We start from the raw sequence: 26,831 nt of genomic DNA on the forward strand, positions 1-26,831 counted from the left end.
CTCCCGCAACAGGCTTTGAACTCATGGATACGATCAAGATGGCCGACGGAACCTATTACGCGCCGCATGGCGGCCATCCCGGCCAGAGCGAGCTGTTGACCGGCCGCGCCGTCTTCACCGAGGCCTATGCCGTCATTCCCAGGGGGGTGATGCAGGACATCGTCACCAGCGCCTTGCCGTTCTGGGACAAGACCCGGGTCTGGGTGTTGTCGCGCCCGCTGTCCGGCTTTGCCGAGACCTTCTCGCAATACATCGTCGAGGTGGCGCCTGGCGGCGGCAGCGACCGGCCGGAGCCGGATGCCGGCGCCGAGGGCGTCTTGTTCGTGGTCGAAGGCGAGCTGACCGTTTTTCTGGCTGGCGAGAAACATGTCCTGCAGCCGGGTGGCTTTGCTTTCCTGCCGCCGGCCAGCGGATGGACCGTTCGCAACGAGAGTGGTGCTGCTGTCCGCTTCCACTGGATCCGCAAGGCTTACGACGCCGTCGAGGGCATCGATACGCCGCAAGCTTTCTTCGCCAACGAACGGGGCATCGCGCCAACGCCCATGCCCGGCACCGAAGGAAGATGGGCGACGACGCGCTTCGTCGATCCTGAAGACATGCGCCACGACATGCATGTCACCGTCGTCACGCTCGAGCCCGGCGCAGTTATCCCCTTCGCCGAGACGCATGTCATGGAGCACGGCCTCTATGTGCTGGAAGGCAAGGCGGTCTATCGCCTCAACCAGGACTGGGTCGAGGTCGAGGCCGGCGACTATATGTGGCTGCGCGCTTTCTGCCCGCAGGCCTGCTATGCCGGCGGGCCCGGCAAATTCCGCTATCTTCTCTACAAGGACGTCAACCGGCACGCCAAGCTTGGCGGTGCCGGCATCGCGAAGCGCGTGCCATGAGCCGTATCGTCGCGCGCCCGCTGACCCGCGAGAGCTTCGCCGAATTCGGCGACGTCATCGACATGGGCGGCGACAACCACTATCCGATCAATGGCGGCAAGGCCGAGCGTTATCACGACCTCGCCACGGCCCAAGCGCTGGGGCCGAATGCGCGCGTGCTGATCTCCCTGGTGCGTGGCACGCCTTACGATTTTCCGCTGAAGCTCACCATGGTCGAGCGCCACCCGTTCGGCAGCCAGGCTTTCATCCCGCTGTCGCCGCGGCCGTTCCTGGTCATCGTCTGCCATGATAGCGACGAAGGCCCCGGCGAGCCGCACGCCTTCATCACCGCGCCCGGGCAAGGCGTCAACTATCCGCGCAACCTCTGGCACGGCGTGCTGACGCCGATCGGCGAGGCCCAGGATTTTCTTGTCGTCGACCGCGGCGGCGACGGCTCCAATCTGGAGGAGTGCCATTTCTCGCATGCTTACGAGATCGATCTTCCCGACAGGACCGCATGATGACCGACGTCTCGCTGATCGACCGCCTGCTCGACGTGATCGAAAATGACATCGTACCGAAAACGGCGGGAGGCGTTGCGCATGGCAACAAGCTGTTCGGAGCGGCGATCCTGAGAAAGGAAGACCGCTCGCTGGTGCTCGCCGAAACCAACAACGAGATCGAAAATCCGCTCTGGCATGGCGAGGTGCACTGCCTGAAGCGGTTCTATGAAATGCCTAAGGCCCAGCGCGTCGACACCAAGGACGCGATCTTCCTCGCCACGCACGAACCTTGCTCGCTCTGCCTGTCGGCGATCACCTGGACCGGTTTCGACAATTTCTACTATCTGTTCAGCCACGAGGATTCGCGCGACAGCTTCGCCATCCCGCATGATTTGAAGATCCTGAAGGAGGTCTTCACCCTCGATCCCGGCGGCTACAATGCCGAGAATGCCTACTGGAAGAGCTTTTCGATCCGCAGACTGGTGCGATCGCTGCCCGAGGCCGAGCGCAAGCGGCTGGAAACGCGGATCGGCACAATCTCCGCGCGCTATGACGAACTGTCCGGCGCCTACCAGGCGAGCAAGGCCGAGAACGACATTCCGTTGAGTTGAACCTTACGGACTCGATTGGTTAGAGCCGCTTGAATTGCCCCCTTTATGGTGGCATATTGCGTTATGGAGAAACGTAGACCCACTTACGATCTTGATGCGATCAAGGCCGAATTGGGTTCTGTCGACACACTGGCAATCACGACGTCGGCGCTCCGGGATGCGGTTGGCCTCGGCTTCGATCGCGCCGGTATAGTCGAGGTGATCGGCAGCATCACGCGAAAAATGTTTGTAAAGTCAATGACGACATTCGCCGACCATCGTGTCTGGCAAGATGTCTATCACGTCCCGGCGCGCGACTTGATCCTCTACGTGAAATTTCAGGCGGACGTGGTGATGGAATTCATAGTGATATCGTTCAAGGAAAAGTGACTATGGCGGCAAAAGAAAACAATGAAGCGAATACCATGATCTCCCCTGAAACAGGAGAAACGCTGACGCGTGGAGTGCGTCCGTTCACTGTGACTTACAAGGGTGAGAGCATGATCGTCGATCTGCCGGGCTATTATCCCCCGTCGGGAGATGAGGGCGTGCATGTTGGAGACGACATGACTGCCGTCGACGCAGCGCTCCGCATCCTCAAAGAAAAGATCGACGGCGTTCCAGCACCGGCCACCATCCGTCGCGTGCGCACAAAACTCAAACTGTCACAGCGCGAGGCGGGATCCCTGTTCAAGGTCGGCGAGAACGCTTTCGACAAGTACGAACGAGGTCTGATTGAGCCGAGTGGCCCAACCATCCAACTGATGACGCTGTTGGAGAAGCATCCCGAACTGCTGGACGAGTTGCGATAGCTCCACTCCCTGACAGGTCGCATATTTTGCTGCTCCAGTCGCGAATAGCGATTGAAAGTCGCCTCTCTGCCGGGCGTTATGTACCGCATGAAAACCGTCACTGAGTTTCCCCGCAAGGTCGTCGAATTTCCTGACATGGCCATCGTCATGCCTGATGGCTGCCGGCTGTCGGCGCGGGTGTGGATGCCGGTCGACGCCGATGCGGATCCGGTGCCTGCGATTCTCGAGCACCTGCCCTACCGCAAGCGCGACGGCACGATCTTTCGCGATCAGCTGACGCATCCCTATTTCGCCGGCCACGGCTATGCCTCGATCCGCGTCGACATGCGCGGCAATGGCGATTCCGAAGGGCTGATGGACGACGAATATTCCGAGCAGGAATTGCAGGACGCCTACGACGTAATCGCCTGGGCGGCATCCCAGCCCTGGTGCAACGGCAATGTCGGCATGATGGGTATCTCCTGGGGCGGCTTCAACTGCCTGCAGACGGCGGCCAGGCAGCCGCCGGCGCTGAAGGCCGTCATCAGCATGTGCTCGACGGTCGACCGCTATGCCGACGACATCCACTACAAGGGCGGCTGCCTGCTGATCGAGAATTTCGGCTGGGCCTCGACCATGCTATCCTATTCGTCGCGGCCGCCGGATCCGCTGCTGGCCGGCGACAACAGATGGCGCGACCTGTGGCTGACCCGGCTGGAGAACCAGTCCTTCCTGGCGCCGCTGTGGCTGAAGCACCAGCACCGCGACGCCTATTGGAAGCGCGGTTCGATCTGCGAAGACTATTCCGCCATTAAAGCCGCCGTACTGTCGATCGGTGGTTGGCATGATGGGTATCGCAATACGATTTCGCATCTCGCCGCCAACATCGAGGCGCCGGTCAAGGGCATCGTCGGCCCGTGGATCCACAAATACCCGCACTACGCAGCACCGCAACCAGCGATCGGCTTCCTGCAGGAGGCCTTGCGCTGGTGGGACCGCTGGCTGAAGGACATCGACACCGGCGTCGAAGCCGACCCCGCCTACCGCGCCTATGTGATGGACAGTGTGCGCCCCGCGCGCTGGCATCCGGAGCGGCCGGGCCGCTGGGTTGCGGAAGCAGACTGGCCATCGCCCAACATCCAGGCTGAGGCGGTCGAACTGATCCCGGAAGGGGCCAAGCCTGCAATCGTGGCTTCGCCGCAAAGCTGCGGGCTTGCCGGCGGCGAATACTTTCCCTTCACCTTCGGTCCGGAATTGCCCGGTGACCAGCGCCCCGACGATGCGCTGTCGGTGTGTTTCGACCAGCCGCCGCTCGGCGAGGCGATTGACATTGTCGGCGCGCCGGAGGTGTTGATCCGGGTCGCCTCGGATCGACCGCAGGCGAACATCGCCATCCGGCTGTGCGACGTGCATCCCGACGGCGCTTCGGAGCTGATCTCCTACGGCGTGCTCAACCTGACGCATCGCAACTCGCACGAATTCCCGCAAGCGCTGGTGCCGGGCGAAACCGTCGGCGCCCGGGTGGTGCTCGACCAATGCGCCTACCGCGTGCCATCCGGCCACCGCCTGCGTATTGCCGTTTCGAACGCCTATTGGCCGATGATCTGGCCGTCGCCGGAACCGGCCCGGCTCGATCTGTCGGCGGCGACGCTGAAGCTGCCGTTACGCCCGCTGGCGCAAGGCGACGAAGTCACGTTTCCCACGCCCGAGGCCGCCGCGCCGTGGGCCACCGAAACGGTCCGCGCCGCCAATTCCGAGCGTCGTGTCGATCGCGACGAGAAGACCGGAATCGTCACACTTTCCATCGTCGACGATTTCGGCGAGGTGCGCGATCTGGAGCATGGCCTTGCCAATGGCAGCATCGCTCGTGAGACATGGGCGATCCATCCGGACAACCCGCTGTCAGCGTCGGGCAAGACGCACTGGACGCAGACGCTGTCGCGAAATGGATGGTCGGTGCGCACCGAAACGTCAGCCGAAATACGGTCCGACGCGCAAAGCTTCATGGTTAGCGCCAGAATCGAAGCCTATGAAAGCGAGAAACTGGTTTTCGAGCGCAATTTCGAGGAGAAAATCCCGCGCACGCTGCTTTGAGCGCTTATGCGGATTGGTCCAATTGCGACGTACGATTTACGCCACAGCATGTCGCATTCGGTCTTGCTTACGACCTTCCCTTGCGGTCATTATTCTCCTCACAAGAAATGATAAAAACGACCACAAGGTCGAACCAACAGAGTGAGGAACTCAACATGTCGAACGAACTGGAATTTCTCAGCTGGCGCGTCGCGTCCGGCAAACTGAGCCGTCGTGATTTTCTCGGCCGGGCGGCAGCGCTCGGCGTCACCGCGACCTTCGCCAACTCGCTGCTTTCTAGCGCGGCGCGCGCCGCGGGCCCGGTCAAGGGCGGCACGCTGAAGGCCGGCCTGGTCGGCGGCGAGTCCACCAACAGCCTCGATCCGGCCCTGTTCATGACGCAGGTGCCGTTCGCCTTCGGCAAGATGTGGGGCGAGCTGATCGTCGAGCTTTCCCCGGAAGGCGATCTCGAGAACCGTATCGCCGAGGAGATCGGCTCGTCCGACGACGCCAAGGTCTGGACGTTGAAGATCCGCGACGGCGTCGAATTCCATAATGGCAAGACGGTGACCGCCGAGGACGTGGCTGCCACGCTTGAACGTCATTCGGACGAGAAGTCGAAGTCGGGCGCGCTCGGCTACATGAAAGGCATTGAAAGCATCAAGGCCAGCGGCAAGGAGGTGATCCTGACGCTGAAGGAACCCAATGCCGACCTGCCCTATCTGCTCAGCGATTACCACCTGATCGTCCAGCCCAATGGCGGCAAGGACGGAGCCGATGCCGGCATCTCGGCCGGCCCCTACAAGATCACCACCAACGAGCCTGGCGTGCGCCACGGTGGTGAGCGTTTCGCCAATTACTGGCAGGCCGACAAGATGGGCCATGCCGACCAGATCGAGATCATCGTCATCAACGACGCCACCGCGCGCACGTCCGCGCTGCAGGGCGGCCAGGTCAACATGATCAACCGCGTCGAGCCGAAGATCGTCGACCTGATCAAGCGCCTGCCCGGCGTGACCATCCGCAACCATGCCGGCCCCGGCCATTACGTCTTCATCATGCATTGCAACACGGCGCCGTTCGACAACAACGACCTGCGCACCGCGCTGAAACTGGCGATCGACCGCGAGGAAATGCTCGACAAGATCCTCAGAGGCTACGGCTCGCTCGGCAACGACTTCCCGATCAACTCGGCCTATCCGCTGTTTTCCGATGACATCGAGCAGCGCAAATATGATCCCGACAAAGCCAAGTTCCACTTCAAGAAGTCTGGCCATGACGGCGCCGTCCTGCTCAGGACGTCGGACGTTGCCTTCCCCGGCGCCGTCGATGCCTCGCAGCTGTTCCAGCAAAGCGCGGCCAAGGCCGGTATCACGCTGGAGATCAAGCGCGAGCCGGGCGACGGCTATTGGTCGGAAGTCTGGAACAAGCAGCCCTTCTGCGCCTCTTACTGGGGCGGACGTTCGACGCAGGACCAGATGTATTCGACCGCCTACCTGTCGACGGCCGACTGGAACGACACGCGTTTCCTGCGTCCGGATTTTGACAAGATGGTGCTGGCGGCACGCGCCGAGCTCGACAACACCAAGCGCAAGGCGATGTATCGCGACATGGCGGTGGTCGTCCGCGACGAAGGCGGCCTGATCTTGCCGATGTTCAACCAGTTCATCGACGCGACGGGCGCCAAGGTCGCCGGCTGGGTCGACGATCCGCATCAGGAGCTGATGAACGGCTACGCTCTGGCAAAGTGCTGGCTCGAAGCCTGAGCCCGGCCTTGCGGATATGTCCTCACCCATCGTGAAACTGGTGGCCCAGCGCATTGCGCTGGGCATCCTCCTGCTGTTGGCCGTTTCGGTCCTGATCTTCGCCGGCACGCAAATCCTGCCCGGCGACGTTGCGCAAGCCATCCTCGGACAATCGGCCACACCGGAATCGCTCGCCAATCTGCGCGAGCAGCTCGGCCTCAACGATCCGGCCTTCATCCGCTATTTCCGCTGGCTCGGCGGCGTCGTGACCGGCGATCTCGGCACTGCCATGTCGAGCGGCCAGGATATTGCGACATCGATCAAAGGGCGGTTGTGGAACACGCTGTTCCTTGCCTTCTGGGCGGCCGCGGTGGCTGTGCCGCTGGCGATCATCCTTGGCCTGATTGCGGTGCGCTACCGCAATGGCTGGGTCGACAAGCTGATCTCCGGGCTGGCACTCGCCTCGACGTCGTTTCCCGAGTTCTTTATCGGCTACGTGCTCGTCTATTTCTTTGCCGTGAAATACCAAATCTTCCCTGGCATCTCGACCGTCTATGACGGAATGCCTTTCGGCGAGCGCATGCAGGCGATCATGCTGCCGGCGGCGGCACTGACGCTGGTGGTGCTCGCCCATATGATGCGCATGACGCGCGCCGCGATCCTCAACGTCATGCAGTCGGCTTATGTGGAAACCGCCGAACTCAAGGGGCTATCGGCATTCGCCGTCATCCGCAGACATGCCTTCCCCAACGCAATTGCGCCGATCATCAACGTCGTCATGCTCAACCTCGCCTACCTTATCGTCGGCGTCGTCGTGGTCGAGGTGATCTTCGTCTACCCGGGCATGGGCCAGTATCTCGTCGACCACGTCACCAAACGCGATGTGCCGGTGGTGCAGGCGGTCGGCCTGATCTTCGCCGCCGTCTATATCAGCCTGAACATCATTGCGGACATAGCGGCGATCGTCGCCAATCCGCGTCTCAGACATCCGAAATAGGGAGCGGGCATGCTCGACATAAAACGCATCCCCATCCCGGCGCTGATCGGCCTGGCGCTGACGGCATTGTTCGTGCTGGCGGCGATCTTCGCGCCGTGGATTGCGCCGTATGGCAATGGCGAGATCGTCGGCGACGTCTGGGCGCCGATGTCGGCGACGCATTGGCTGGGTACCGACAATCTCGGCCGAGATCTGCTGTCGCGCATGATCTACGGCGCCCGCATCACGTTGTTCATCGCGGTGCTGGCCACCGCGCTGTCCTTCTCGCTTGGCGCCATCCTTGGCTTCTCGGCGGCGGTTTTCGGCGGCTGGTTCGACACGCTGCTTTCGCGCCTCGTCGATCTCTTGATGTCGATCCCGACGCTGATCATGGGCCTCGTCGTGCTCTCGGTGCTGCCAACCAATCTGGTGACGCTGATCCTGGTCATGGGCATTCTTGACTCGACCCGCGTCTATCGCCTGTCGCGGGCGGTCGCCGTCGACATCAACGTCATGGATTTCGTCGAGGCGGCCAAGCTGCGCGGCGAAGGCAGCGTGTGGATCATTTTCCGCGAAATCCTGCCCAACGCGTTGTCGCCGCTGGTTTCGGAACTCGGCCTGCGTTTCATCTATGCCGTTCTGTTCCTGTCGACGCTGTCCTTCCTCGGGCTCGGCGTGCAGCCGCCTAGCGCCGACTGGGGCGGCATGGTCAAGGAAAACAAGGACGGCATCGTCTTCGGCATCGCGGCCGCGCTCATCCCTGCGGCGGCGATCGCCATGCTGGCGATTTCCGTCAATCTTGTCGCCGACTGGGTGCTCAACCGCACGACAAGCCTGAAGGGAGGACGCGGGTGATGGCTGATCAGCGAGCGAAGTCCGTGCTGCTCGACATCCGCAATCTGCGCATCGAGGCCACCGTGTTCCCGCCGGGCGAAGCGCCCAAGAACATTGTGCTCGTCCACGACGTCTCGCTGACGCTCGAGAAGGGCAAGGTGCTCGGTCTGATCGGCGAGTCCGGCGCCGGCAAGTCGACCATCGGCCTGTCCTCGATGGGCTATGGCCGCGGCGGCGTTCGCATCACCGGCGGCGAGGTCATACTGAATGGCCGAGACATCCTCAAGGGCGGCAAAGAGGGTTTTCGCAAGCTGCGTGGCCGCGAGGTCTGCTATGTCGCGCAATCGGCTGCCGCCGCGTTCAACCCGGCGCACAGACTGATGGACCAGGTGGTCGAGGCGACGCTGCTGCACGGCACGGCGACGCGGGCTGCAGCCGAAAAACGCGCCGTCGCGCTGTTCAAGAAGCTCAGCCTGCCGAACCCCGAAAGCATCGGCGAGCGCTTTCCGCACCAGGTGTCGGGCGGTCAGCTGCAGCGTGTGATGACGGCGATGGCGCTGTGTTCCGAGCCCGACCTGATCGTCTTCGACGAGCCGACCACGGCGCTCGACGTGACGACGCAGATCGACGTGCTGGCGGCGATCAAGGACGCCATCCGCGACACGCATGTGGCGGCGCTCTACATCACCCACGACCTTGCCGTCGTCGCCCAGGTGTCGGACGAGATCATGGTGCTGCGCCACGGCCGGCTGGTCGAATGGGGCGGCACCCGCCAGATCATCAAGGAACCCCGCCAGGAATACACCAACGCGCTGGTCTCGGTGCATGAGATAGAGCACCAGGAACAGAAGCCCGGCACGACGCCGTTCCTGTCGGTCAAGAACATCACCGCCGCCTATGGCCGCAGCCACATCAAGGTGCTGAAGAACGTCTCAGTCGACATCTATCCGGGCCAGACGCTTGCCGTGGTCGGCGAGTCCGGCTCGGGCAAGTCGACGCTGGCGCGCGCCATCACCGGCCTTCTGCCGCCCGAACAGGGCACCGTCACCTTCGACGGACGTCCGCTCGCCAACCGGCTTGCCGACCGGCCGAAAGAGGATCTGCGCCAGTTGCAGATGATCTACCAGATGGCTGACGTGGCGATGAATCCGCGCCAGACCGTCGGCACCATCATCGGCCGGCCGCTCGAATTCTACTTTGGTATGCGCGGTCGCGAGCGCGACAGGCGCGTCGCCGAACTGCTCGACAAGATCGAAATGGGCAAGGGCTTTGTCGATCGCTATCCGGCCGAGCTTTCCGGCGGCCAGAAGCAGCGCGTCTGCATCGCCCGCTCGCTCGCCGCCAAGCCGAAGCTGATCATCTGCGACGAGGTCACCTCGGCGCTCGACCCGCTGGTTGCTCACGGCATCCTGAAGCTGCTGCTTGAGCTGCAGAAGGAGGAAAACGTCGCCTATCTGTTCATCACCCACGATCTCGCGACGGTGAAGTCGATCGCCGATTCGATCGCGGTGATGTATCGCGGCGAGGTGGTGCGCTACGGCGCGAAAAGCCAGGTGCTGGCGCCACCCTTCGATGCCTATACCGACCTTCTCTTGTCCTCGGTCCCCGAAATGGAGATCGGCTGGCTGGAAAAGGCGATCAAGGGACGGCGTATGGCCAGCGCGGGGAATTAGCGCGCAACGATCCGTCTATGCCCGGTGCGACGCTGGCACACGCGCGCCCTTCCTTCTCCCCTTGTGAGGCGCCTACCTCTTCATCTCCGCGCCCGCCGTCGAGATGGTTGCGCCGAGCGGCGCCGGCTCGGATGTGGTCACCGGCAAGAGTCGACCTCGGCCGTTCAATAACCTCTAACCGGCGCACCGGCGACCGATGCCCTGACCACCAGATCGACCGGCCAGACTTCGCCGCGGGTGCCCTCCTCCAATCCGGAAATCCGCGCCGCCAAACGCTCGGCGACGCGCGCGCCGGCCAAACGGATCGACGAACGCGTCGTCGACAATGGCACCGAAAAATTCTCCGGCTTCAGCCAGGGGAAAACGTCGTCATGGGCGATCAGCGACAGGTCGCCCGGAATGGTCAGGCCGAGATCGCGCACCGCGCGCACGACGCCGAGCGCCATGATCAGGCTGGAGCAGGCGATCGCGGTCGGAGCGTCGCTTTGCTCGAGCAACCGCCTGGCCGCGCGGTAGCCGTTCTCCTCGGTCATGGCGAGGGAACAGACATGGCCTTCGCCAAGCACCAGACCACTCGCCGCCAGCGCCCGGCGCACGCCACGCTCACGGTGAATGGCGAAAGTCTCGCGATCGTCGCCGTTGATCAGCGCCAGCCGCCGGTGGCCGAGCTGGACGAGCAGCCGTGCCGCCTCGTGGAAGGCGCCCTCATTGTCGATGTCGGTGAAGGGGTAGTCGAAATCGAGCCCCTCGCTGCGGCCATGGACGATGAAGGGAATGCCGAGCGTGTTGACCAGCGCCACTCGCCGGTCGGTCGGCCTCGGCGAGGAGATGTAGACGGCGTCGACCTGGCGGTTGGCGACGATACGCCGGTAGGTGGTCTCCTGGTCGTCGGCATCGGCCGGGGACAGCACCAGGTCGAGTTCGTGCGAACGGGCGTAGTCGCCGAGACCGGACAGGAATTCGACGAAATGCGGGTCGATGTCGACGCTGTTTCCGGTCGGCAAGACATAGCCTATCATTCCGGTCTTGCCGGTGGCCAGCCGGCGCGCGCTCGGGTTGGGGCGGTAGCCATGGCGCTTGGCGGCGTCGATCACCCGCCGGCGCGTTTCCTCGTTGACTTCCGGATAGCCGTTCAGCGCGCGGCTTACCGTTGTCTGCGAAAGCGCCAGCATGTGCGAGAGCTGTTTGAGGTTCACTGGAGGCCTCCAAGCCTCAAAGCGCTTTAACTATGGATCGACCCAGCCGCGACGAGCAGCGCTGACCGATGCAAAGACCATAAGCACCGTTTCCGCCTGGTTTGAAGCAAAATTTACTGCTGCACCGCCAAAAACCATGCTGCAGCGCACTTTATTTGCTCCTACATCGCGGAAACTAAATCGGTTAGGCTACCTCCCTCTTGACTTCTGATCGATTCAGTGGCGTCATCGAAAAGACCAAAGCGCTTTGGAAGACTCTTCGAAAGGTTGCGGTTCCTTTCCGACTGAGTCACAGTCCCGCAGCGTCGGCGGACGGAATGGAGGTTCCGTCCGGTGTTTGTCACCACTGGGAGGGAATACCGATGACGAAAATGCTTCTGCTGGGCGCCGCTTTTGTCACGCTCGCCCTAGGCGCGCCGGCGCAAGCCGAACTGAAGTTCAAGCCGGGCGAGGATCCCCGCTTCAACTGGGCGAATTACGAAGAGCTCAAGAAGGTCGACCTCAAGGGCGAGACGCTGTCGATCTTCGGCCCCTGGCGCGGCGAGGACGAAGGCCTCATCCGCACCGTTCTCGACTATTTCTCGGAGGCCACAGGCGCCGAGATCAAATACTCCTCGTCGGAAAATTACGAACAGCAGATCGTCATCGACACGCAGGCCGGCAGCCCGCCCAACATTGCCGTGCTGCCGCAGCCGGGCCTGATCCAGGACCTGGCGTCCAAGGGCCTGCTGACGCCGCTCGGCGACGACACCGCCAATTGGATCAAGGACAATTACGGCGCCGGCCAGTCATGGGTCGATCTCGGCACCTTCAACGACAAGGACGGCAAGCCGGGCTTCTTCGCCTTCCCCTACAAGGCCGACGTGAAATCGCTGGTCTGGTACTCGCCGGACAATTTCGAGGAAGCCGACTACGAGGTGCCGAAGACGCAGGAAGAGCTCGCCGAGCTCGAAAAGCAGATCATCGCCGACGGCGGCACGCCATGGTGCATCGGGCTCGGTTCGGGCGGCGCCACCGGCTGGCCGGCGACCGACTGGGTCGAGGACATCATGCTGCGCACCCAGACGCCCGAGACCTACGACAAGTGGGTGAAGAACGAGATCCCGTTCAACGACCCCGCAGTGGTCAACGCCATCGATATTTTCGGCAAGATCGCGACCGACGACAAAATGGTCGAAGGCGGCGCCAAGGCAGTTGCGGCGACCGACTTCCGCGACAGCCCGAAAGGCCTCTTCTCGGTGCCGCCGAAATGCTATTTGCACCATCAGGCTTCGTTCATCCCGACCTTCTTCCCGGAAGGCACTGAGGTCGGCCAGGACGTCGACTTCTTCTATTACCCACCTTACGCGTCCAAACCCGACCTCGGCACCCCGGTGCTCGGCGCCGGCACGCTGGCCATGATCACCAAAGACAGCAAGAGTGCCCGCGCGTTCATCGAATTCCTGAAGATGCCGCTCGCCCATGAGATCTGGATGGCTCAGGGCGGCTTCGTGACGCCGTTCAAATCAGTCAACAAGGACGCCTATGCCAGCGACGCGCTGAAGAAGCAGGGGGAAATCCTTGCCGAAGCCTCGACCTTCCGCTTCGACGGGTCCGACCTGATGCCGGGCAAGATCGGCGCCGGCGCCTTCTGGACCGGCATGATCGATCTCGTCGGCGGCAAGTCCACCCAGGATGTCGCCACCGACATCCAGAAGAGCTGGGACGCGATCAAGTAGGCCCCGCTGAACATTCGGACTACCGATCCTGAATGGATCCGGACCTCAAGGGCCCGGATCCGACCGGCGGCCCGCGCCGCACCGATTGTCACGTACAAAGACATTCCAGCTTGGAGTGCGATCAGCAATGGTGGAAACCGGTTTGGGGTCGATCGCTCTCAACAACTGAATCGGCCCATGATCCCGTTGCCAAAGCCATTCTCGGCTGGCGGATCATGCGCAGAGGGAGGGACCCGTGGCGGCTCAGATTTTCTCGGCCATAACAGTCATCATCATCGGCGTCGGCGGCTGCGTCGCCTATTTCTGGGGCGCCAACAAACTTGTGGACGTCATCTTCCCGTCGCGCGGCGTCAAGGGTGCGGCAGCCATCGACAATCTGCGCCGGCAAGGACTGATCCGTCCGTGGCTGTTCGTCGGTCCGGCCATGATCATCCTCACCATCTACCTGATCTACCCGGTGGTGGAGACGCTCAGGCTGTCGTTCCTCGATCGCGGCGGCGCCAATTTCGTCGGCTTCGCCAATTATGAATGGGCGTTCGGCGACCGCGAGTTCCGCACCTCCATCCTCAACAACATCATCTGGCTGGCGGTCGTGCCCGCCGCCTGCACCTTCCTCGGACTGATCATCGCCGTCCTCACCGACAAGATCTGGTGGGGCACCATCGCCAAGAGTCTCATCTTCCTGCCGCTGGCCATCTCCTTCGTCGGCGCCAGCGTCATCTGGAAATTCATCTATGAGTATAGAGGCGCCGGTCAGACGCAGATCGGACTGCTCAACGCCATCATCCAGTATTTCGGCGGCCAGCCGCAGGTCTGGATATCGCTGCCGTTCTGGAACAATTTCTTCCTGATGGTCATCCTGATCTGGATCCAGACCGGCTTTGCCATGGTCATCCTGTCCTCTGCCTTGCGCGGCATTCCCGAGGAGACACTCGAAGCGGCCGTCATCGACGGCGCCAATCCGTTCCAGATTTTCTGGAAGATCATGGTGCCGCAGATCTGGGGCACGATCGCCGTCGTCTGGACCACCATCACCATCCTGGTGCTGAAGGTTTTCGACATCGTGCTGACGATGACCAACGGCCAGTGGAACAGCCAGGTGCTGGCCAATCTGATGTTCGACTGGATGTTCCGCGGCGGCGGCGATTTCGGGCGCGGTGCGACCATCGCCATCATCATCATGATCGCGGTCATTCCGATCATGGTCTGGAACATCCGCCAGGCCAACAAAGAGACGGGAGGACATTGAGATGGCCGCCGCGACCGGAAAGTCCTTTGCCAGCCGTTTCGGCGTCCATATCGCGGTCTTCATCTTCGTCGCGATCTGGACCATCCCGACACTTGGCATTCTTGTCTCGTCGCTGCGCGACAAGGACCAGATCATCGCCTCGGGCTGGTGGAACTCGTTCGCCAGTTCCAGCCAGACGGAAGCAGGCCGGCTGCCACCCGCCTCGGCGCAAATCGAGAGGGACGGCAAGTTCGTCCTCGAGGGCAACATTTTCGGCGACGATGCGGCCCGCAACATCAGCGCCTTCGGCGTCAAGTCGTCGGCGCCGACGCAATATGCCGCGGGCACGACGGCCGATCTCGGCGACGGCGAGACATTGCTGCTCAACGCCGACGGCAGTTTCGTCATGACCTCAACGAAGCCCTTCGAGGGCGAGCGCGGCCAGCGCGTCTACTACGCCTCGTCGGCGCCACCGAAATTCACCACCGACAATTATAGGACCGTGTTGTTTTCAGAAGGCATCGGCCGCTCCTTCATGAATTCGCTGACCGTCACCATTCCGGCCACCGTCATCCCGATCCTGATCGCGGCGTTCGCGGCCTATGCGCTGGCCTGGATGCGCTTTCCCGGCCGGGCGTTGCTGATCGCGGTGATCATCGGGCTCCTGGTGGTGCCGCTGCAGATGTCGCTGATCCCGCTGCTGAAGCTCTATAACGGCGTCGGCAGCTTCTTTGGCGTACCGTCGAAAACCTATCTCGGCATCTGGCTGGCACATACCGGCTTCGGCCTGCCCTTCGCCATTTATCTCCTGAGAAGCTACATTGCCGGCCTGCCGCGCGAAATCATGGAATCGGCGCGCATCGACGGCGCCAGCGATTTCGAGATCTTCGTCAAGATCGTGCTGCCGCTGTCGTTCCCAGTATTGGCCTCCTTCGCCATCTTCCAGTTTCTCTGGGTATGGAACGATCTGCTGGTTGCGATGGTTTTCCTCGGCACAGAGGGCGACCAGATCGTGCTGACCGCCAAGCTCAACGCGTTGCTCGGGTCGCGCGGCGGCGACTGGGAGATCCTGACGACATCGGCCTTCATCACGATTATCGTGCCGCTGATCGTGTTCTTCTCGCTGCAGCGCTATTTCGTCCGCGGGCTGCTCGCGGGCTCGGTAAAGGGAGGTTGAGCTCATGCAATCCGCTGTGAAAGCGACGTTGAGCCCCGACCTCGCCGTCGACCGCGACTGGTGGCGAGGCGCCGTGATCTACCAGATCTATCCGCGCAGCTATCAGGACTCGAACGGCGACGGCATTGGCGACCTCAAAGGCATCATCGGCAGGCTTCCCTATATCGCGGCGCTCGGCGTCGATGCCATCTGGATCTCGCCGTTCTTCAAGTCGCCGATGAAGGATTTCGGCTACGACGTTTCAGACTATTGCGACGTCGATCCGATGTTCGGCACGCTGGCCGATTTCGATGCCCTGACCGCCGAGGCGCACAGGCTCGGGCTCAAAGTGATGATCGACGAGGTGCTGTCGCATACCGCCGACATCCATCCGTGGTTCAGGGAAAGCCGCTCGAGCCGCACCAATCCTAAGGCGGACTGGTTCGTCTGGGCCGACGCCAAGCCCGACGGCACGCCACCCAACAACTGGCTGTCGATCTTCGGCGGCTCGGCCTGGCAGTGGGATACCAGCCGCCAGCAATATTATTTGCATAATTTCCTGGCCGAGCAGCCTGATCTCAACTTCCACAGCCGCGCGGTCCAGGATGCGCTGCTCGATGTCACCCGTTTCTGGCTGGAGCGCGGCGTCGACGGCTTCCGTCTCGACACCATCAACTTCTATTTCCACAGCCAGGGTCTGGAGGACAATCCGCCGCTGCCGCCCGAAGAGCGCAACGACCAGACGGCGCCTTCCGTCAACCCGTACAACTATCAGGATCACCTCTACGACAAGAGCCGCCCCGAAAACCTCGCTTTCCTCGAACGCTTCCGCGCCCTGCTCGACGAATATCCGGCGACGGCGGCGGTCGGCGAAGTCGGCGATTCGCAACGCGGGCTGGAGGTGGTGGCGGCCTATACCGCCGGCGGCAAACGCGTGCACATGTGCTATTCGTTCGACTTCCTGGCGCCCGAAAAGATCAGCGCGGCCAAGGTGCGTTCGGTGCTGGAGGCGTTCGGCAAGGTCGCCAGCGACGGCTGGTCGTGCTGGGCCTTCTCCAACCACGACGTGATGCGTACTGCCTCGCGCTGGGCGGCCGGTGAAGCCGACCAGACCGCCTATCTCAAGGTGATCTCGGCACTGCTGATGTCGCTGCGCGGCTCGGTCTGCATCTATCAGGGCGAGGAGCTTGGTCTAGGCGAAGCGGAATTGCAGTTCGAGGATCTCCAGGACCCCTACGGCATCCGCTTCTGGCCGGAATTCAAGGGTCGCGACGGTTGCCGCACGCCGATGGTCTGGAATGCCGCCGACGGCAATGGCGGCTTCTCCAAGGCAAAGCCATGGCTGCCGGTGCCGGCCAAGCACCTTTCGCAAGCGGTCGATGTGCAGCAGGGCGACGACAGCTCGCTGCTCGAACACTACCGGCGCTTTCTCGCCTTCCGCCGTTTGCATCCGGCGCTGGCCAAGGGCGATATCGACTTCGTCGAAAGCGAGGGAGACACTGTCGCCTTCACGCGTCGCGAGGGCAACGAGCAGATCGTCTGCGTCTTCAATCTCGGCAGTCGGCCGACGGAGGTCAATCTCGGCGGACGCTCGCTGCAGCCCTTGCCGGGGCACGGGTTTTCGGGACAGACTGGCGCCGGTTCTATCCGCCTCGGCGGCTACGGCGCCTGGTTTGGGCGCATCGACTAAGTTTGCAATTCACCGGAGGGAACCATGGCCGATGTCACGCTAAGGCAAGTGAAGAAATCTTACGGCAATCTCAACATTCTGCACGGCATCGACCTCGACATAAGGTCGGGCGAGTTCATCGTCTTCGTCGGGCCCTCGGGCTGCGGCAAGTCGACCTTGCTGCGGTCCATCGCCGGGCTTGAGGAAATCACCTCCGGAGAGCTCAGGATCGACGGCGAGGTGGTCAACGACGTGCCGCCGTCGAAACGGGGCATCGCCATGGTGTTCCAGTCCTATGCGCTTTATCCGCACATGACCGTCTACGACAACATGGCGTTCTCGATGAAGATCGGTAAGGAGAGCAAGGCCGAGATCGACAAGCGGGTGCGCCAGGCGGCGGAAATCCTGCAGCTGACCAAATATCTCGACCGTTTGCCCAAGGCGATGTCGGGCGGCCAGCGCCAGCGCGTCGCCATCGGCCGCGCCATCGTGCGCAACCCTAAAGTCTTCCTGTTCGACGAGCCGCTGTCGAACCTCGACGCGGCACTGCGCGTCGCAACCCGCATCGAGATCGCCAAGCTCAAGGAGTCGATGCCTGCCACAACGATGATCTACGTCACCCACGACCAGGTCGAGGCAATGACGCTGGCCGACCGCATCGTGGTGCTCAAGGACGGTCATATTGAGCAGGTCGGCACGCCGATGGAGCTCTACAAGAAACCCGGCAATCTGTTCGTCGCCCAGTTCATCGGCTCGCCGGCCATGAACATCCTGCCGGCGACGATCGACAAATCAGGCAACCCGACCATCGTCAGCCATGTCGGCGGGCGCAAGGCGACGGTGCCGATCGCCACGCCGGCCTCAGTGAAAGGTGCTTCAGTGAGCTTCGGCGTGCGGCCGGAGGATCTGACGATCGCTAGCGGTGCGGATTATCTTTTCGAGGGAACGGTCGACTATGTCGAGCAGCTCGGCGAGGTCCAGCTTGTCTATGTCGACATCGGCCGCGCCGACCTGCCGCTGGTGACCAAGCTGCCGGGCAATGTCGAGGTCAAGCGCGGGGCAAAGCTGCGGCTGAGTGCGGACGCTGGCGACCTCCACATCTTCGATGCCGACGGGCGGTCCTTCACGCTTCACGAAGCGGAAGCAAAGGCGGCCTGAGAGAGGCAGCAAGACTGCCGATATAAGCAATTTGGCGAAGCCAAAAAACAAGAGCGGCGGGCAAAGCCCGCCGCTCTTGTGCGTTCAGGTCGCGGTTAGAGCGACGTGCGTCCAAGTGGACGCACAAAGTACGCTCTAACACTTTGATCCTACGCATCGTGCTTTTCGAAAATCGATTCCGATTTTCGGGCCGATGCGCTAGCGGCCGAACAGGTTCCGGTCGCTGCCCTGCGGGGCGGACTTGTGTAAGTCGCCCGACGAATTGAGCAGCTTGTAGACCGGCGAAGCGGTGTTGCGTACCGAAGACGTCTGCGTGTTGTCGACGTTGACGGTCGCCTGCTCGTTGATGTCGGTCCCGCCAACCTTGTCGTTGTTGGCATAGGCGCTGCCGGCAACAAGCAAAAGTGCGGCGGCAGTGAGAGCAATCTTCTTCATTTTAATGTTCCTGGATTTTCATGTTCCACCAGAGCGGCGGGCAGATGCCGCCGCTCTGTTGAACTGAGTGTTAGTTGTTGCCGAAGCGGTCACGGTCACTGCTGTTGACGGGCTTCTCGTCAGCCGGAACCGGATTCTGCGCCAATGCCGAATTCTGAACCGAAGCCGTGTACGAGCTGTCGACCCCAACGGCCGGCTGGTTGGCGCCGTTAGATCCAAAGTTGTCGCTACCGGCAAAAGCGCTGCCGGAGATGGCCAAAATGGCGGCAGTGGCAAGAATGATCTTTTTCATTTCTAGTACTCCAGATTTGTGAGATCCCGAGCGGCAGACTTGGCCGCCGCCTGTCTGGGATCAGCTGTTAATTGTGGGATCAGCTGTTAATTGCCGAAACGGTCACGGTCGGCGCCCTGGACAACGGGCTTTTCAGCGTGAGCCGGCTTCTGAATGGAAGCCGTGTAAGAGCTGTCGACCGCAGCAGTCGGCTGGTTGGCGCCGTCGGACCCATAGCCGTCGGACCCATAATGGTCGCTGCCAGCAAAGGCACTGCCGGTGATGGCCAAAACGGCGACGGCAGCAAGAGCAATCTTTTTCATTGTTGATACTCCAGTATCTTAGTTTTCGGTCCGTCTAGCGGCGTGTCTTGAAAGGAATTCGCGTCGTTCGGACAGGCCCGATGTGGGAAGGCAATCCGGCAGATTCCAATCACGAAGTTGTTCCGTGTGGACCAAGAATCTGCACCTTGAAATTGTACCAGGTGCTTCTATCTGCATCGACTTTGGTTGTTCTTTCAATTACTTAAGCCAAATACACTATTCGCCCATTTGACGGATTGGCGGACCCGCGTTCACAGCGTCATGCACGCATTGTCAACAGAAACGAACCGTTCGGTTCGATTTTAGAAGTGGCTAATAGTCACTTTTGGAAACTGTTAACCTTCTTTGTCTCCGCCGCGGGTCGGATTCGATGCCACGACCGCCAGCAATGGCCGCCGAAAAATGGGGTTCCAGCCCTGCTATTGCCAACCTGCACGCTTCGCCGGCTGTGTCGCGCCGCATGGATACGATGTCGCTTTCATGCCGACAGTCGGCCGGCCGTCATGATTAGATCACACCATCTCAGGTGCCGCTTGGTGACGACGAAGCGGAGAATTGGGAAGCCGGTCAGAACCCGGCGCTGCCCCCGCAACGGTGGTGGAGTTCAAGTCGCAACGGGAGACCACTGGGCCACAAGCCTGGGAAGGTGTCGCGACCGCCCGCAAGGACACTCCAGAGCCCGGAAACCAGCCCGAGGTGTTGAACTCGACTGATCGCGGTGGGCGGTCAAGAGGTGGATAGAGCATGCCGGTCCTTCACCGGCCTGCAGCCGATCCTTCCTCCATCACCACCAGTTCAGTCCTTGGAGCGACGTGCGTTCACTTGGACGCACAAAGTACGCTCCAAGACTTTGAACCTGCGCATCGTGCTTTCCGAAAATCGATTCCGATTTTCGGGCCGATGCGACGAAAGCGAGGACAGGACATGGACGCGCGCAACGACATGCTGAGGCTCTTGCACGGCCGCAGGCAAGGCTACTCGCTCGAGCAGCCCTTCTACACCGATGCCGACTTCTTCAAACTCGACATGGAGCTGATCTGGTATCGCGACTGGCTGTTCATCGGCCATGATTGCGAACTGCCGAAGCCGGGCAGCTACATCACCGCCCAGATCGGCGATTATCCGGTTGTGCTGGTCCGCGACCAGCAAGGCAAGATCAATGCCTTCCACAACTCCTGCCGGCATCGCGGCAGCCGCGTCTGCAATGCTGACAAGGGCACGGCGGCGAAGCTCGTCTGCCCCTATCACCAATGGACGTATGAGTTGGACGGCCGGCTTCTGTTCGCCCGCCAGATGGCGGACGGTTTCGACAAAAGCCAGTTCGGCCTGAAGCCGGTCGCCTGCGAGAGCGTCGGCGGCTACATCTTCATCTGCCTGGCCAGGGAGCCCGCCGATTTCGCGCCGATGCGCGCCATGATCGAACCTTACCTGTTGCCGCACCGGCTGCGCGAGGCCAAGGTCGCCTTCGAATCGACCATCGTCGAGAAGGGCAACTGGAAGCTCGTCTGGGAAAACAACCGCGAGTGCTATCATTGCGCCGGCAACCATCCGGAACTGTGCAAGACATTCCCGGAAGCGCCGACCGTGACCGGCGTGCAGGGTGCCGACAGCGATCCGGAAATGCTGGCGCACTGGGCGAAATGCGAGGCGGCGGGCCTGCCGAGCAAGTTCCGCATCGATCCGGCCGGGCAGTATCGCGCCACCCGCGCGCCGCTGCTGCGCGACGCCGTCAGCTATACGATGACGGGAAGGCGCGCCGTGAAGAAGAACCTTTCCGACAGCGTTTCCACGGACCGTATCGGCTCGCTGCTGCTCTATCACTATCCGACGACCTGGAACCACATCCTCGGCGATCATGCGGTCACCTTCCGCGTGCTGCCGATCAGCGCCACGGAAACCGCCGTGACTACCAAATGGCTGGTCCATAAGGATGCGGTCGAAGGCGTCGATTACGACCTTGCCGAACTCACCCATGTGTGGACCGAGACCAACTACCAGGACCGCCGCATCGTCGAGGAAAACGCCTTCGGCATCCTGTCGCCGGCTTACGAGCCCGGCCCCTATTCGGAACTGCATGAGGGCGGCGTCATCCAGTTCGTCGAATGGTACGCCTCGTTCATCGAACCGCGCCTTGCCGAGGGCGGCCGGCCGGCGCTGCGCAGCGTCGCCTGAAGAGAAACGTGAAGAGATGAACGCAATGACGGATCTCGGGCTCTACCGCCATCTCGACGATATGGCGCCCTGGAACGACAGGCTCCAGGTTCTGGAAGTGATCGGCGTCAGCGACGAGGCGCCTGACGTGAAGACCTTCACCTTCCGCTCCGACAACCAGACCTGGTTCCGCTACAGACCGGGGCAGTTCGTGACGCTGGAACTGCCGACCACTGACGGCCCGCTGATGCGGACCTATACGCTGTCGTCCTCGCCGTCGCGGCCGTTCTCGATCGCGGTGACGGTGAAAGCCCAGGCCGGCAGCATCGGCACGCGCTGGATGTTCGACAACCTCAAGCCCGGCGTTCACGTGAAGGCCTATGGGCCGACGGGCGACTTTTCGCTGCACAGCCATCCCGCGGCCAAGTATCTGTTCATTTCGGCCGGCTCCGGCGTGACGCCGATGATGTCGATGCTGCGCTGGCTGAACGACTGCGCGCCATGGACCGATGTCGGCTTCGTCAACTGCGCGCGAAAGCCCGAGGAGATCATCTTCCGCAAGGAACTCGAACTGCTCGGCAGCCGCATGCCGGGCCTGACGCTCGGCTTCATGATCGAAGAGCGCTCCAGCCGCGAGGGCTGGTTCGGCCATATGGGCCGGATCGACGCGATCAGGCTGCCGCTTTTGGCGCCAGATTTTCGCGAGCGGGAAATCTTCTGCTGCGGCCCCGACCCGTTCATGCGCGCCGTGCGGCAGATGCTGGAGGCCGCTGGCTTCGACATGGCCAACTATCATCAGGAAAGCTTTGCGGCACCGGCAGTGGAGGAAATACCGGCCCCGTTTGGTTCGCCGGCAAAGGGTGGGCCGGCAGAGGGTGGGATCGAAGCCCCTGCCGAGGCCGCAACGCCGATCCGCTTTTCGCTTTCGGATGTCGATGCCGACTGCGTTGCCGGCCAGACCGTGCTGCAGACGGCGCGCGCTTCGGGCGTGCGCATCCCGGCGGCCTGCGAGTTCGGCCTGTGTGGAACCTGCAAGGTGAAAAAGGTCTCAGGCACAGTCGAGATGAGCCACAATGGCGGCATCCTCGATCACGAGATCGATGATGGCTTCATCCTTGCCTGCTGTTCGAAGCCGCTGTCGGCGTTGGAAATCGAGGCCTGAAAGGCAGGCGCCTAGAGCGCGTCGCGTCTGACCGGCATTATGCGACATGTCGTATCGCAAAACCGCTGCACATTTTGCGCGACATGCATTAGACCCCGTAGCGCTCGGTGCGGATGAGGCCTGCCGGAACGCCGGCATCGATCAGCGCCTGGGCGGCGGCCGATACGAAGGCATTCGAGCCGCAGACAAAGGCGAACCTTGGCGGCGCGGGCAGCCGCACCATCGATTGCTCTATCATCGCAACATCGATCCGCCGTGAATAGTCCGCCGGACGCCGGGCCGGCTCGCGCGTCAGTGTCAGCACCAGATCGAAGCCGTCCCGGCGATCGTGGAAATCGATCAGCTCGTCGCGAAAGATCACCTCGTCCCAGACCCGCGCGGAAAACACCAACGTCGCGGGCACCGCCGATTTCAGCGCGGCACGATGGCGGATCATCGCCATCAGCGGCACCACGCCCGACCCGCCGCCGACCAGCAGAAGCGGGCCGCCGTCGCCGTCGGACCAGACGAAGTGGCCGCCGAGCGGGCCGCGCAACTCGACCTCGTCGCCGACCGCAGCCACCTCGTGGAAGAAGGGCGAGACCTCGCCGTCGTCGAGCCTTTCGATCGCCAGCTCGATCGTCTCGCCGGCTTCCGGCGCCGAGGCGATGGAGTAGGAGCGGCGCGCCTGATAGCCGTCCGGCGCCGTCAGCCTGACATCGACATGCTGCCCGGCACGATAGGCGAAGGGCCGCGAAGGCTGGAGGAAAAAGCTGGTGACGCGCGGCGTGCGCTTTTCGATGCGCCTGATGGTGACCGTCTGCCAGGGCGACTGCGCTGCCGGCCCGTCGCTCATGGATCGCCCGTATAGCGCTGCTCGCGCCACGGGTCGCCATAGATGTGATAGCCGCGCAACTCCCAGAAGCCAGGCTCGTCGCGCTCGGTGAACTGCAGCCCGTTCAGCCATTTGGCCGATTTCCAGAAATAGAGATGCGGAACCAGCAGCCGCGCCGGGCCGCCATGGTCCGGCGTGATCGGCTTGCCTTCATAAAGCAGCGCCACCATCGCCTTGCCGGCGGTGAGGTCCTTCGTCGGCACGTTTGTGGTGTAGCCGTCGAACGACAGCGCCAGCGTGAAGGGGCTCGGCGGCTCGACGCCGGCATCCGCCAGAATATCGTCGACCAGCACACCCTGCCAGGCCGTGTCGAACTTGGTCCAAGCGGTGACGCAATGGATGTCGCGCGTCATCTTGGTCAAGGGCAGCGCGTTGAACTCCGTCCAATTCCACTTCTTGATCGGCCGCGGCCCGTGCTTGAGCGTGAACGACCACTCCTCGGTGCGCACACGCGGCGTCGGCCCGGCCGACAGCACCGGAAATCCTTGCTCGAGATACTGCCCCGGCGGAATGCGCGCATCCGTATCCGTCGGGGGCTTTCGTCCTGAAGAGAAGCCGCGGGTGACCATCGAGACAATCCGTTTGCTTGAGGCCGTTTACCGGCCATCACCAGTCTTCTCGAAGATGCCCTGGCGGGCAACCATAATTTTGGCCGCAACCTCGCGACTGGTGGTGAAGGCCTAACACTTGGTACCCGCAATGACCGGCACGATCCGACCCTTTATTGTCCCTCACAGGCCTGTTCGGGAACGGCGGCTTTGTATGGAGAAACCCGCCGTCACCTGCCGTTGTCCAGATTTGCCCCACTCAGAACGGAATCCGGGATGGCTCGCGTTTCCATAACCGGGTGAGGGAAGCACTTTATCCCCTGGCTGTCGCCAGATTGGCGCTGAGCTCGAAGGCGAGTTCCGATCCATCGCTGTATGGCTGCAGCGCGGGCGCACTCTCGCTCACGATCTCGTCCGCGACGCGCTTGCGTTCCTGATCGCCCATGCCTTTGCCAGCTGCACTCATGCCGACCAGCGCCTTCGTATTCAATCGCAGGAAGGGTGCGCCGTCCTTGAAACGGATGGTGCGCGATATCGTCCTTGAACGGATTCCGTGGAAGCCGGCGTCCCGGAGCAGCACCTCAAGCGCGGCTGCGTCTCCAAAGCTGTACCGCTGATCGGCGATGGCGCCAAGATGGCGCTCCGCGATGCGGCGCAGCTCGCGAAAGAACTGTATTTCATCGTCAGAACGCCACGTGGCCACCGCCAGCCTGCCACCCTTCGCCAGCGCCCGCCGCATCTGCGCCGCCGCCGCGGGCTTGTCAGGAAAAAACTGCAATCCCTGCTGGCAGACGACGACGTCGAACTGCTCTCCATCGCGAAGGGGCAGTTCACTAGCGTTGCCTTCGCGCCAGCCAATAGCTGGTTCTACGGCGCGCGCCACGGCAAGCATGTCCGGGCTGATATCGACGCCGACTATATATCCGGCGCCACCGAGCCGCTCCTTTGCGACGCGTGCGACTATCCCTGTTCCACAAGCGATATCGAGGACACGATCGCCGGGAGACAATTCCAGCTCATCGAGAGTCATTTCCGCCCACGGCCGAAAGAGAGCGTCCACGAGCCACCGCTCGTACATCTCCGGGAACGTTGCTTGGTTCATTGCGTAATCGGGAAGGGTCATGATTATCCTCCACGACGTGCCTCCCTGTCATTATGTGGAGACAGGGCGAACGCCCGTTTCGTCAGCATACTGGTCATTCTGGCACCGAAGCCCGTAGGGCGATAATCCACCCTGAGCTGCCCTACACGTCGGGTACCAAGCGTCAGCCTTTCATCACTAGCTTGCTCTCAGCCTGGCAAGCTTGCCAACCACCCGAAGCGATTGGCAAGCTCGAGAAAGCGCCGCTTCAGCCCTTGGCGAGGGGCACGGCGACGAACATCTGCGCGTCGCCGCGTTCGACGAGCAGCAACACGGACTTCTTGCCAGTCTTTCCGGCCTGGGCGATCGCCTGGTCAGCCTGTCTGGCGTCACGCACCGGCGCCTGGTTGACGGCGACGATGATGTCGCCCGGCTGGATACCGGAAGCCGAGGCCGCCTTGTCAGGATTGACGCTCTCGACCAGCGCGCCGCGCTGGTTGGGCGCCAGGTTCATCGCCTGTCGGACATCCAGGCTGAGGTCCATCAGACCGAGGCCGATCGCCGGCGCACGAAGGCCCGGCTGTGCGGACGGTGCCTCTGGTCCGCCGCCGACCGATGCCGGCTGCACATCGTCGCCATTGCGTCCGACGTCGACGGAAATTTCGACGGTGTTCCCTTTGCGCCAGATATCGAGCGTTTCCGTGGCGCCCGGCGCGACGTCGGCAACGGCACGCGACAGGTCCTTGGGATCCTTTATCTGTTGGCCGGCGAAGCTGGTGACGACGTCGCCGGTCTCGACCCCGGCTTTTGCTGCCGGCGAGCCGTCAGTGACCTCGGAAACCAATGCACCGCTGGGCTGATCAAGGCCGACAGCGCTCGCCACATCCGGCGTCACCGGCTGGATCTGAACGCCGAGATAGCCATATTGGATGGAGCCGCCCTTCATCAGCTTGGCGACGACCTTTTGCGCCTGGTCCGACGGGATGGCGAAGCCGACGCCGACGCTGCCGCCATTCGGCGAAAAGATCGCCGTGTTGATGCCGACGACGTTACCGCTCACATCCATCAGCGGACCGCCTGAGTTGCCGTGATTGATCGGTGCGTCGATCTGAATGAAATCGTCAAACGGCCCGCTGTGCAGATCGCGGCCGCGCGCCGAGACGATGCCTGATGTAACCGTGGTGCCGAGACCGAACGGGTTGCCGAAAGCAAGCACCTGGTCGCCCGGCATGAGCTTGTCGGAGTTGCCCCATTTGACGGTCTGCAGGTCCTTGTCAGATTTGATCTTGAGGACAGCGAGGTCGTTCTTGGCGTCTTGGCCAACCAGTCTGGCAGGAAGTTCGGTACCATCGTCGAGCGTCACCTTGATCGAGGTTGCGCCATCGATGACGTGATTGTTGGTGACGATGGTGCCGTCGGCGGCGACGATGAAGCCGGAGCCGAGCGCCTCTGCGCGAGGCGCCTGCTGAGGTGGCGTCCTGGGACCGGGCAGTCCCTGGTCGCCGAAGAACTGACGGAAATAGTCGTCGAAGGGTGAACCGTCGCCGAAGGGAGCAGCGTCGCTCATGGTCTCCGACTGTGCCTTCATGACGGTGGTGATCGTCACCACTGCCGGTTTGTCGACCGCGACGATCGGGGCGAACGATCCATTGGGCACCGTGATGCCGGTGACGGGAGGCGTCACTGTTTCTGCCAGAGCGCTACTCAGCTTGGGGGCGAGGGGCACGATGAAAGGGCTGACGATCAGTGCGGCGCCCAGCAAGGCGGCGACGCGATGCCTGCGAAGAATATGGATGGGTGACATGGCCGT

25 protein-coding genes and 1 riboswitch are annotated in these 26,831 nt (G+C 62.3%); of the genes, 17 read left to right on the forward strand and 8 right to left on the reverse strand.

Going from position 1 to position 26,831, the window contains the following annotated elements:
* Nucleotides 1-23 precede the first annotated feature (23 nt).
* The 10 genes from NKH73_RS00615 (at nucleotide 24) to NKH73_RS00660 (ending at nucleotide 10,051) form a co-directional block, all read left to right on the forward strand.
* The gene (locus NKH73_RS00615; protein WP_352926599.1) at nucleotides 24-887 is read left to right on the forward strand and encodes a bifunctional allantoicase/(S)-ureidoglycine aminohydrolase; all 864 of its coding nucleotides are present in this window, start codon (nucleotides 24-26) and stop codon (nucleotides 885-887) included.
* Nucleotides 884-1,387 carry an ureidoglycolate lyase gene (locus NKH73_RS00620; protein WP_352926602.1) on the forward strand — a complete coding sequence of 168 codons (504 nt, stop codon included), beginning with the start codon at nucleotides 884-886 and terminating at the stop codon, nucleotides 1,385-1,387. The genes NKH73_RS00615 and NKH73_RS00620 overlap by 4 nt, the downstream gene beginning before the upstream one ends.
* Nucleotides 1,387-1,980, forward strand: coding sequence for a nucleoside deaminase (locus tag NKH73_RS00625; RefSeq protein WP_352926605.1), 594 nt, complete (start codon nucleotides 1,387-1,389; stop codon nucleotides 1,978-1,980). Before NKH73_RS00620 ends, NKH73_RS00625 begins: the two co-directional genes overlap by 1 nt.
* A 63-nt stretch (nucleotides 1,981-2,043) precedes the next feature.
* Nucleotides 2,044-2,349 carry a type II toxin-antitoxin system MqsR family toxin gene (locus NKH73_RS00630; RefSeq protein WP_352926608.1) on the forward strand — a complete coding sequence of 102 codons (306 nt, stop codon included), beginning with the start codon at nucleotides 2,044-2,046 and terminating at the stop codon, nucleotides 2,347-2,349.
* Between the two features lie 2 nt (nucleotides 2,350-2,351).
* On the forward strand, nucleotides 2,352-2,771 hold the full coding sequence (locus NKH73_RS00635) for a type II toxin-antitoxin system MqsA family antitoxin (RefSeq protein ID WP_352926610.1): 420 nt from the start codon (nucleotides 2,352-2,354) through the stop codon (nucleotides 2,769-2,771).
* Between the two features lie 87 nt (nucleotides 2,772-2,858).
* On the forward strand, nucleotides 2,859-4,844 hold the full coding sequence (locus NKH73_RS00640; RefSeq protein ID WP_352926613.1) for a CocE/NonD family hydrolase: 1,986 nt from the start codon (nucleotides 2,859-2,861) through the stop codon (nucleotides 4,842-4,844).
* Nucleotides 4,845-4,999: 155 nt separating this feature from the next.
* Nucleotides 5,000-6,589, forward strand: a complete 1,590-nt coding sequence (locus NKH73_RS00645; RefSeq protein ID WP_352926616.1) for an ABC transporter substrate-binding protein — start codon at nucleotides 5,000-5,002, stop codon at nucleotides 6,587-6,589.
* 16 nt (nucleotides 6,590-6,605) lie between these two features.
* Nucleotides 6,606-7,565 (forward strand): ABC transporter permease, encoded by a 960-nt coding sequence (locus NKH73_RS00650; RefSeq protein ID WP_352926619.1) that lies wholly within the window; start codon nucleotides 6,606-6,608, stop codon nucleotides 7,563-7,565.
* A 9-nt stretch (nucleotides 7,566-7,574) separates the two neighbouring features.
* The gene (locus NKH73_RS00655) at nucleotides 7,575-8,399 is read left to right on the forward strand and encodes an ABC transporter permease (RefSeq protein ID WP_352926621.1); all 825 of its coding nucleotides are present in this window, start codon (nucleotides 7,575-7,577) and stop codon (nucleotides 8,397-8,399) included.
* Nucleotides 8,399-10,051, forward strand: coding sequence for an ABC transporter ATP-binding protein (locus tag NKH73_RS00660; RefSeq protein ID WP_352926623.1), 1,653 nt, complete (start codon nucleotides 8,399-8,401; stop codon nucleotides 10,049-10,051). The genes NKH73_RS00655 and NKH73_RS00660 overlap by 1 nt, the downstream gene beginning before the upstream one ends.
* Nucleotides 10,052-10,215: 164 nt before the next feature.
* Here the strand turns inward: NKH73_RS00660 and NKH73_RS00665 are convergent, their stop codons facing one another.
* Nucleotides 10,216-11,247 (reverse strand): substrate-binding domain-containing protein, encoded by a 1,032-nt coding sequence (locus tag NKH73_RS00665; protein ID WP_352926626.1) that lies wholly within the window; start codon nucleotides 11,245-11,247, stop codon nucleotides 10,216-10,218.
* Nucleotides 11,248-11,609: 362 nt separating this feature from the next.
* Here NKH73_RS00665 and NKH73_RS00670 point away from each other — a divergent pair, with 362 nt between their 5' ends.
* The 5 genes from NKH73_RS00670 (at nucleotide 11,610) to NKH73_RS00690 (ending at nucleotide 18,176) form a co-directional block, all read left to right on the forward strand.
* On the forward strand, nucleotides 11,610-12,965 hold the full coding sequence (locus NKH73_RS00670) for an ABC transporter substrate-binding protein (protein WP_352926629.1): 1,356 nt from the start codon (nucleotides 11,610-11,612) through the stop codon (nucleotides 12,963-12,965).
* Nucleotides 12,966-13,200: 235 nt separating this feature from the next.
* Nucleotides 13,201-14,214, forward strand: coding sequence for a carbohydrate ABC transporter permease (locus tag NKH73_RS00675; protein ID WP_352926632.1), 1,014 nt, complete (start codon nucleotides 13,201-13,203; stop codon nucleotides 14,212-14,214).
* Nucleotide 14,215: 1 nt separating this feature from the next.
* Nucleotides 14,216-15,370: a carbohydrate ABC transporter permease gene (locus NKH73_RS00680; protein WP_352926635.1), complete on the forward strand. Its 1,155-nt coding sequence runs from the start codon at nucleotides 14,216-14,218 to the stop codon at nucleotides 15,368-15,370.
* A 4-nt stretch (nucleotides 15,371-15,374) separates the two neighbouring features.
* Nucleotides 15,375-17,039, forward strand: a complete 1,665-nt coding sequence (bglA, locus tag NKH73_RS00685; protein WP_352926638.1) for a beta-galactosidase BglA — start codon at nucleotides 15,375-15,377, stop codon at nucleotides 17,037-17,039.
* A gap of 24 nt (nucleotides 17,040-17,063) precedes the next feature.
* The gene (locus NKH73_RS00690; protein ID WP_352926641.1) at nucleotides 17,064-18,176 is read left to right on the forward strand and encodes an ABC transporter ATP-binding protein; all 1,113 of its coding nucleotides are present in this window, start codon (nucleotides 17,064-17,066) and stop codon (nucleotides 18,174-18,176) included.
* A 198-nt stretch (nucleotides 18,177-18,374) separates the two neighbouring features.
* On the opposite strand, the gene NKH73_RS00695 is transcribed toward NKH73_RS00690, so the two are convergent.
* The 3 genes from NKH73_RS00695 to NKH73_RS00705 all read right to left on the reverse strand — a co-directional run bounded on the left by NKH73_RS00695 (nucleotide 18,375) and on the right by NKH73_RS00705 (nucleotide 19,205).
* The gene (locus NKH73_RS00695) at nucleotides 18,375-18,611 is read right to left on the reverse strand and encodes a DUF680 domain-containing protein (protein ID WP_352926643.1); all 237 of its coding nucleotides are present in this window, start codon (nucleotides 18,609-18,611) and stop codon (nucleotides 18,375-18,377) included.
* A 70-nt stretch (nucleotides 18,612-18,681) separates the two neighbouring features.
* Entirely contained in the window at nucleotides 18,682-18,903 is a 222-nt protein-coding gene (locus NKH73_RS00700; protein WP_352926646.1) for a DUF680 domain-containing protein, read from the reverse strand.
* Between the two features lie 86 nt (nucleotides 18,904-18,989).
* Nucleotides 18,990-19,205 (reverse strand): DUF680 domain-containing protein, encoded by a 216-nt coding sequence (locus tag NKH73_RS00705; RefSeq protein ID WP_352926649.1) that lies wholly within the window; start codon nucleotides 19,203-19,205, stop codon nucleotides 18,990-18,992.
* Nucleotides 19,206-19,712: 507 nt separating this feature from the next.
* Nucleotides 19,713-19,914: riboswitch (cobalamin riboswitch) on the forward strand.
* 215 nt (nucleotides 19,915-20,129) lie between these two features.
* Here NKH73_RS00705 and NKH73_RS00710 point away from each other — a divergent pair.
* Nucleotides 20,130-21,377 carry an aromatic ring-hydroxylating oxygenase subunit alpha gene (locus NKH73_RS00710; RefSeq protein ID WP_352926652.1) on the forward strand — a complete coding sequence of 416 codons (1,248 nt, stop codon included), beginning with the start codon at nucleotides 20,130-20,132 and terminating at the stop codon, nucleotides 21,375-21,377.
* 25 nt (nucleotides 21,378-21,402) lie between these two features.
* On the forward strand, nucleotides 21,403-22,518 hold the full coding sequence (locus NKH73_RS00715; RefSeq protein ID WP_352927640.1) for an FAD-binding oxidoreductase: 1,116 nt from the start codon (nucleotides 21,403-21,405) through the stop codon (nucleotides 22,516-22,518).
* Nucleotides 22,519-22,606: 88 nt separating this feature from the next.
* On the opposite strand, the gene NKH73_RS00720 is transcribed toward NKH73_RS00715, so the two are convergent.
* The 4 genes from NKH73_RS00720 to NKH73_RS00735 all read right to left on the reverse strand — a co-directional run bounded on the left by NKH73_RS00720 (nucleotide 22,607) and on the right by NKH73_RS00735 (nucleotide 26,825).
* Nucleotides 22,607-23,353 carry an FAD-binding oxidoreductase gene (locus NKH73_RS00720; RefSeq protein ID WP_352926655.1) on the reverse strand — a complete coding sequence of 249 codons (747 nt, stop codon included), beginning with the start codon at nucleotides 23,351-23,353 and terminating at the stop codon, nucleotides 22,607-22,609.
* Entirely contained in the window at nucleotides 23,350-23,961 is a 612-nt protein-coding gene (locus tag NKH73_RS00725; RefSeq protein WP_352926658.1) for a molybdopterin-dependent oxidoreductase, read from the reverse strand. Before NKH73_RS00725 ends, NKH73_RS00720 begins: the two co-directional genes overlap by 4 nt.
* Nucleotides 23,962-24,253: 292 nt before the next feature.
* Nucleotides 24,254-25,063 carry a class I SAM-dependent methyltransferase gene (locus tag NKH73_RS00730; RefSeq protein WP_352926660.1) on the reverse strand — a complete coding sequence of 270 codons (810 nt, stop codon included), beginning with the start codon at nucleotides 25,061-25,063 and terminating at the stop codon, nucleotides 24,254-24,256.
* Nucleotides 25,064-25,289: 226 nt separating this feature from the next.
* Nucleotides 25,290-26,825 carry a DegQ family serine endoprotease gene (locus NKH73_RS00735; protein ID WP_352926663.1) on the reverse strand — a complete coding sequence of 512 codons (1,536 nt, stop codon included), beginning with the start codon at nucleotides 26,823-26,825 and terminating at the stop codon, nucleotides 25,290-25,292.
* Nucleotides 26,826-26,831 lie beyond the last annotated feature (6 nt).

This window comes from Mesorhizobium sp. M0938 (genome assembly GCF_040319125.1).
Classification (GTDB): domain Bacteria; phylum Pseudomonadota; class Alphaproteobacteria; order Rhizobiales; family Rhizobiaceae; genus Mesorhizobium; species Mesorhizobium robiniae.

What these genes read in the sequence shown, in the direction of transcription:
- NKH73_RS00640 (WP_352926613.1), top strand. Translation starts at nt 2,859, where the DNA reads ATGAAAACCGTCACTGAGTTTCCCCGCAAGGTCGTCGAATTTCCTGAC.
- NKH73_RS00715 (WP_352927640.1), top strand. Translation starts at nt 21,403, where the DNA reads ATGACGGATCTCGGGCTCTACCGCCATCTCGACGATATGGCGCCCTGG.
- NKH73_RS00735 (WP_352926663.1), bottom strand. Translation starts at nt 26,825, where the DNA reads ATGTCACCCATCCATATTCTTCGCAGGCATCGCGTCGCCGCCTTGCTG.
- NKH73_RS00710 (WP_352926652.1), top strand. Translation starts at nt 20,130, where the DNA reads ATGGACGCGCGCAACGACATGCTGAGGCTCTTGCACGGCCGCAGGCAA.
- NKH73_RS00630 (WP_352926608.1), top strand. Translation starts at nt 2,044, where the DNA reads ATGGAGAAACGTAGACCCACTTACGATCTTGATGCGATCAAGGCCGAA.
- NKH73_RS00680 (WP_352926635.1), top strand. Translation starts at nt 14,216, where the DNA reads ATGGCCGCCGCGACCGGAAAGTCCTTTGCCAGCCGTTTCGGCGTCCAT.
- NKH73_RS00625 (WP_352926605.1), top strand. Translation starts at nt 1,387, where the DNA reads ATGACCGACGTCTCGCTGATCGACCGCCTGCTCGACGTGATCGAAAAT.
- NKH73_RS00730 (WP_352926660.1), bottom strand. Translation starts at nt 25,063, where the DNA reads ATGACCCTTCCCGATTACGCAATGAACCAAGCAACGTTCCCGGAGATG.
- NKH73_RS00650 (WP_352926619.1), top strand. Translation starts at nt 6,606, where the DNA reads ATGTCCTCACCCATCGTGAAACTGGTGGCCCAGCGCATTGCGCTGGGC.
- NKH73_RS00725 (WP_352926658.1), bottom strand. Translation starts at nt 23,961, where the DNA reads ATGGTCACCCGCGGCTTCTCTTCAGGACGAAAGCCCCCGACGGATACG.
- NKH73_RS00670 (WP_352926629.1), top strand. Translation starts at nt 11,610, where the DNA reads ATGACGAAAATGCTTCTGCTGGGCGCCGCTTTTGTCACGCTCGCCCTA.
- NKH73_RS00655 (WP_352926621.1), top strand. Translation starts at nt 7,575, where the DNA reads ATGCTCGACATAAAACGCATCCCCATCCCGGCGCTGATCGGCCTGGCG.
- NKH73_RS00695 (WP_352926643.1), bottom strand. Translation starts at nt 18,611, where the DNA reads ATGAAGAAGATTGCTCTCACTGCCGCCGCACTTTTGCTTGTTGCCGGC.
- NKH73_RS00720 (WP_352926655.1), bottom strand. Translation starts at nt 23,353, where the DNA reads ATGAGCGACGGGCCGGCAGCGCAGTCGCCCTGGCAGACGGTCACCATC.
- NKH73_RS00615 (WP_352926599.1), top strand. Translation starts at nt 24, where the DNA reads ATGGATACGATCAAGATGGCCGACGGAACCTATTACGCGCCGCATGGC.
- NKH73_RS00690 (WP_352926641.1), top strand. Translation starts at nt 17,064, where the DNA reads ATGGCCGATGTCACGCTAAGGCAAGTGAAGAAATCTTACGGCAATCTC.
- NKH73_RS00660 (WP_352926623.1), top strand. Translation starts at nt 8,399, where the DNA reads ATGGCTGATCAGCGAGCGAAGTCCGTGCTGCTCGACATCCGCAATCTG.
- NKH73_RS00620 (WP_352926602.1), top strand. Translation starts at nt 884, where the DNA reads ATGAGCCGTATCGTCGCGCGCCCGCTGACCCGCGAGAGCTTCGCCGAA.
- NKH73_RS00705 (WP_352926649.1), bottom strand. Translation starts at nt 19,205, where the DNA reads ATGAAAAAGATTGCTCTTGCTGCCGTCGCCGTTTTGGCCATCACCGGC.
- bglA (WP_352926638.1), top strand. Translation starts at nt 15,375, where the DNA reads ATGCAATCCGCTGTGAAAGCGACGTTGAGCCCCGACCTCGCCGTCGAC.
- NKH73_RS00635 (WP_352926610.1), top strand. Translation starts at nt 2,352, where the DNA reads ATGGCGGCAAAAGAAAACAATGAAGCGAATACCATGATCTCCCCTGAA.
- NKH73_RS00645 (WP_352926616.1), top strand. Translation starts at nt 5,000, where the DNA reads ATGTCGAACGAACTGGAATTTCTCAGCTGGCGCGTCGCGTCCGGCAAA.
- NKH73_RS00700 (WP_352926646.1), bottom strand. Translation starts at nt 18,903, where the DNA reads ATGAAAAAGATCATTCTTGCCACTGCCGCCATTTTGGCCATCTCCGGC.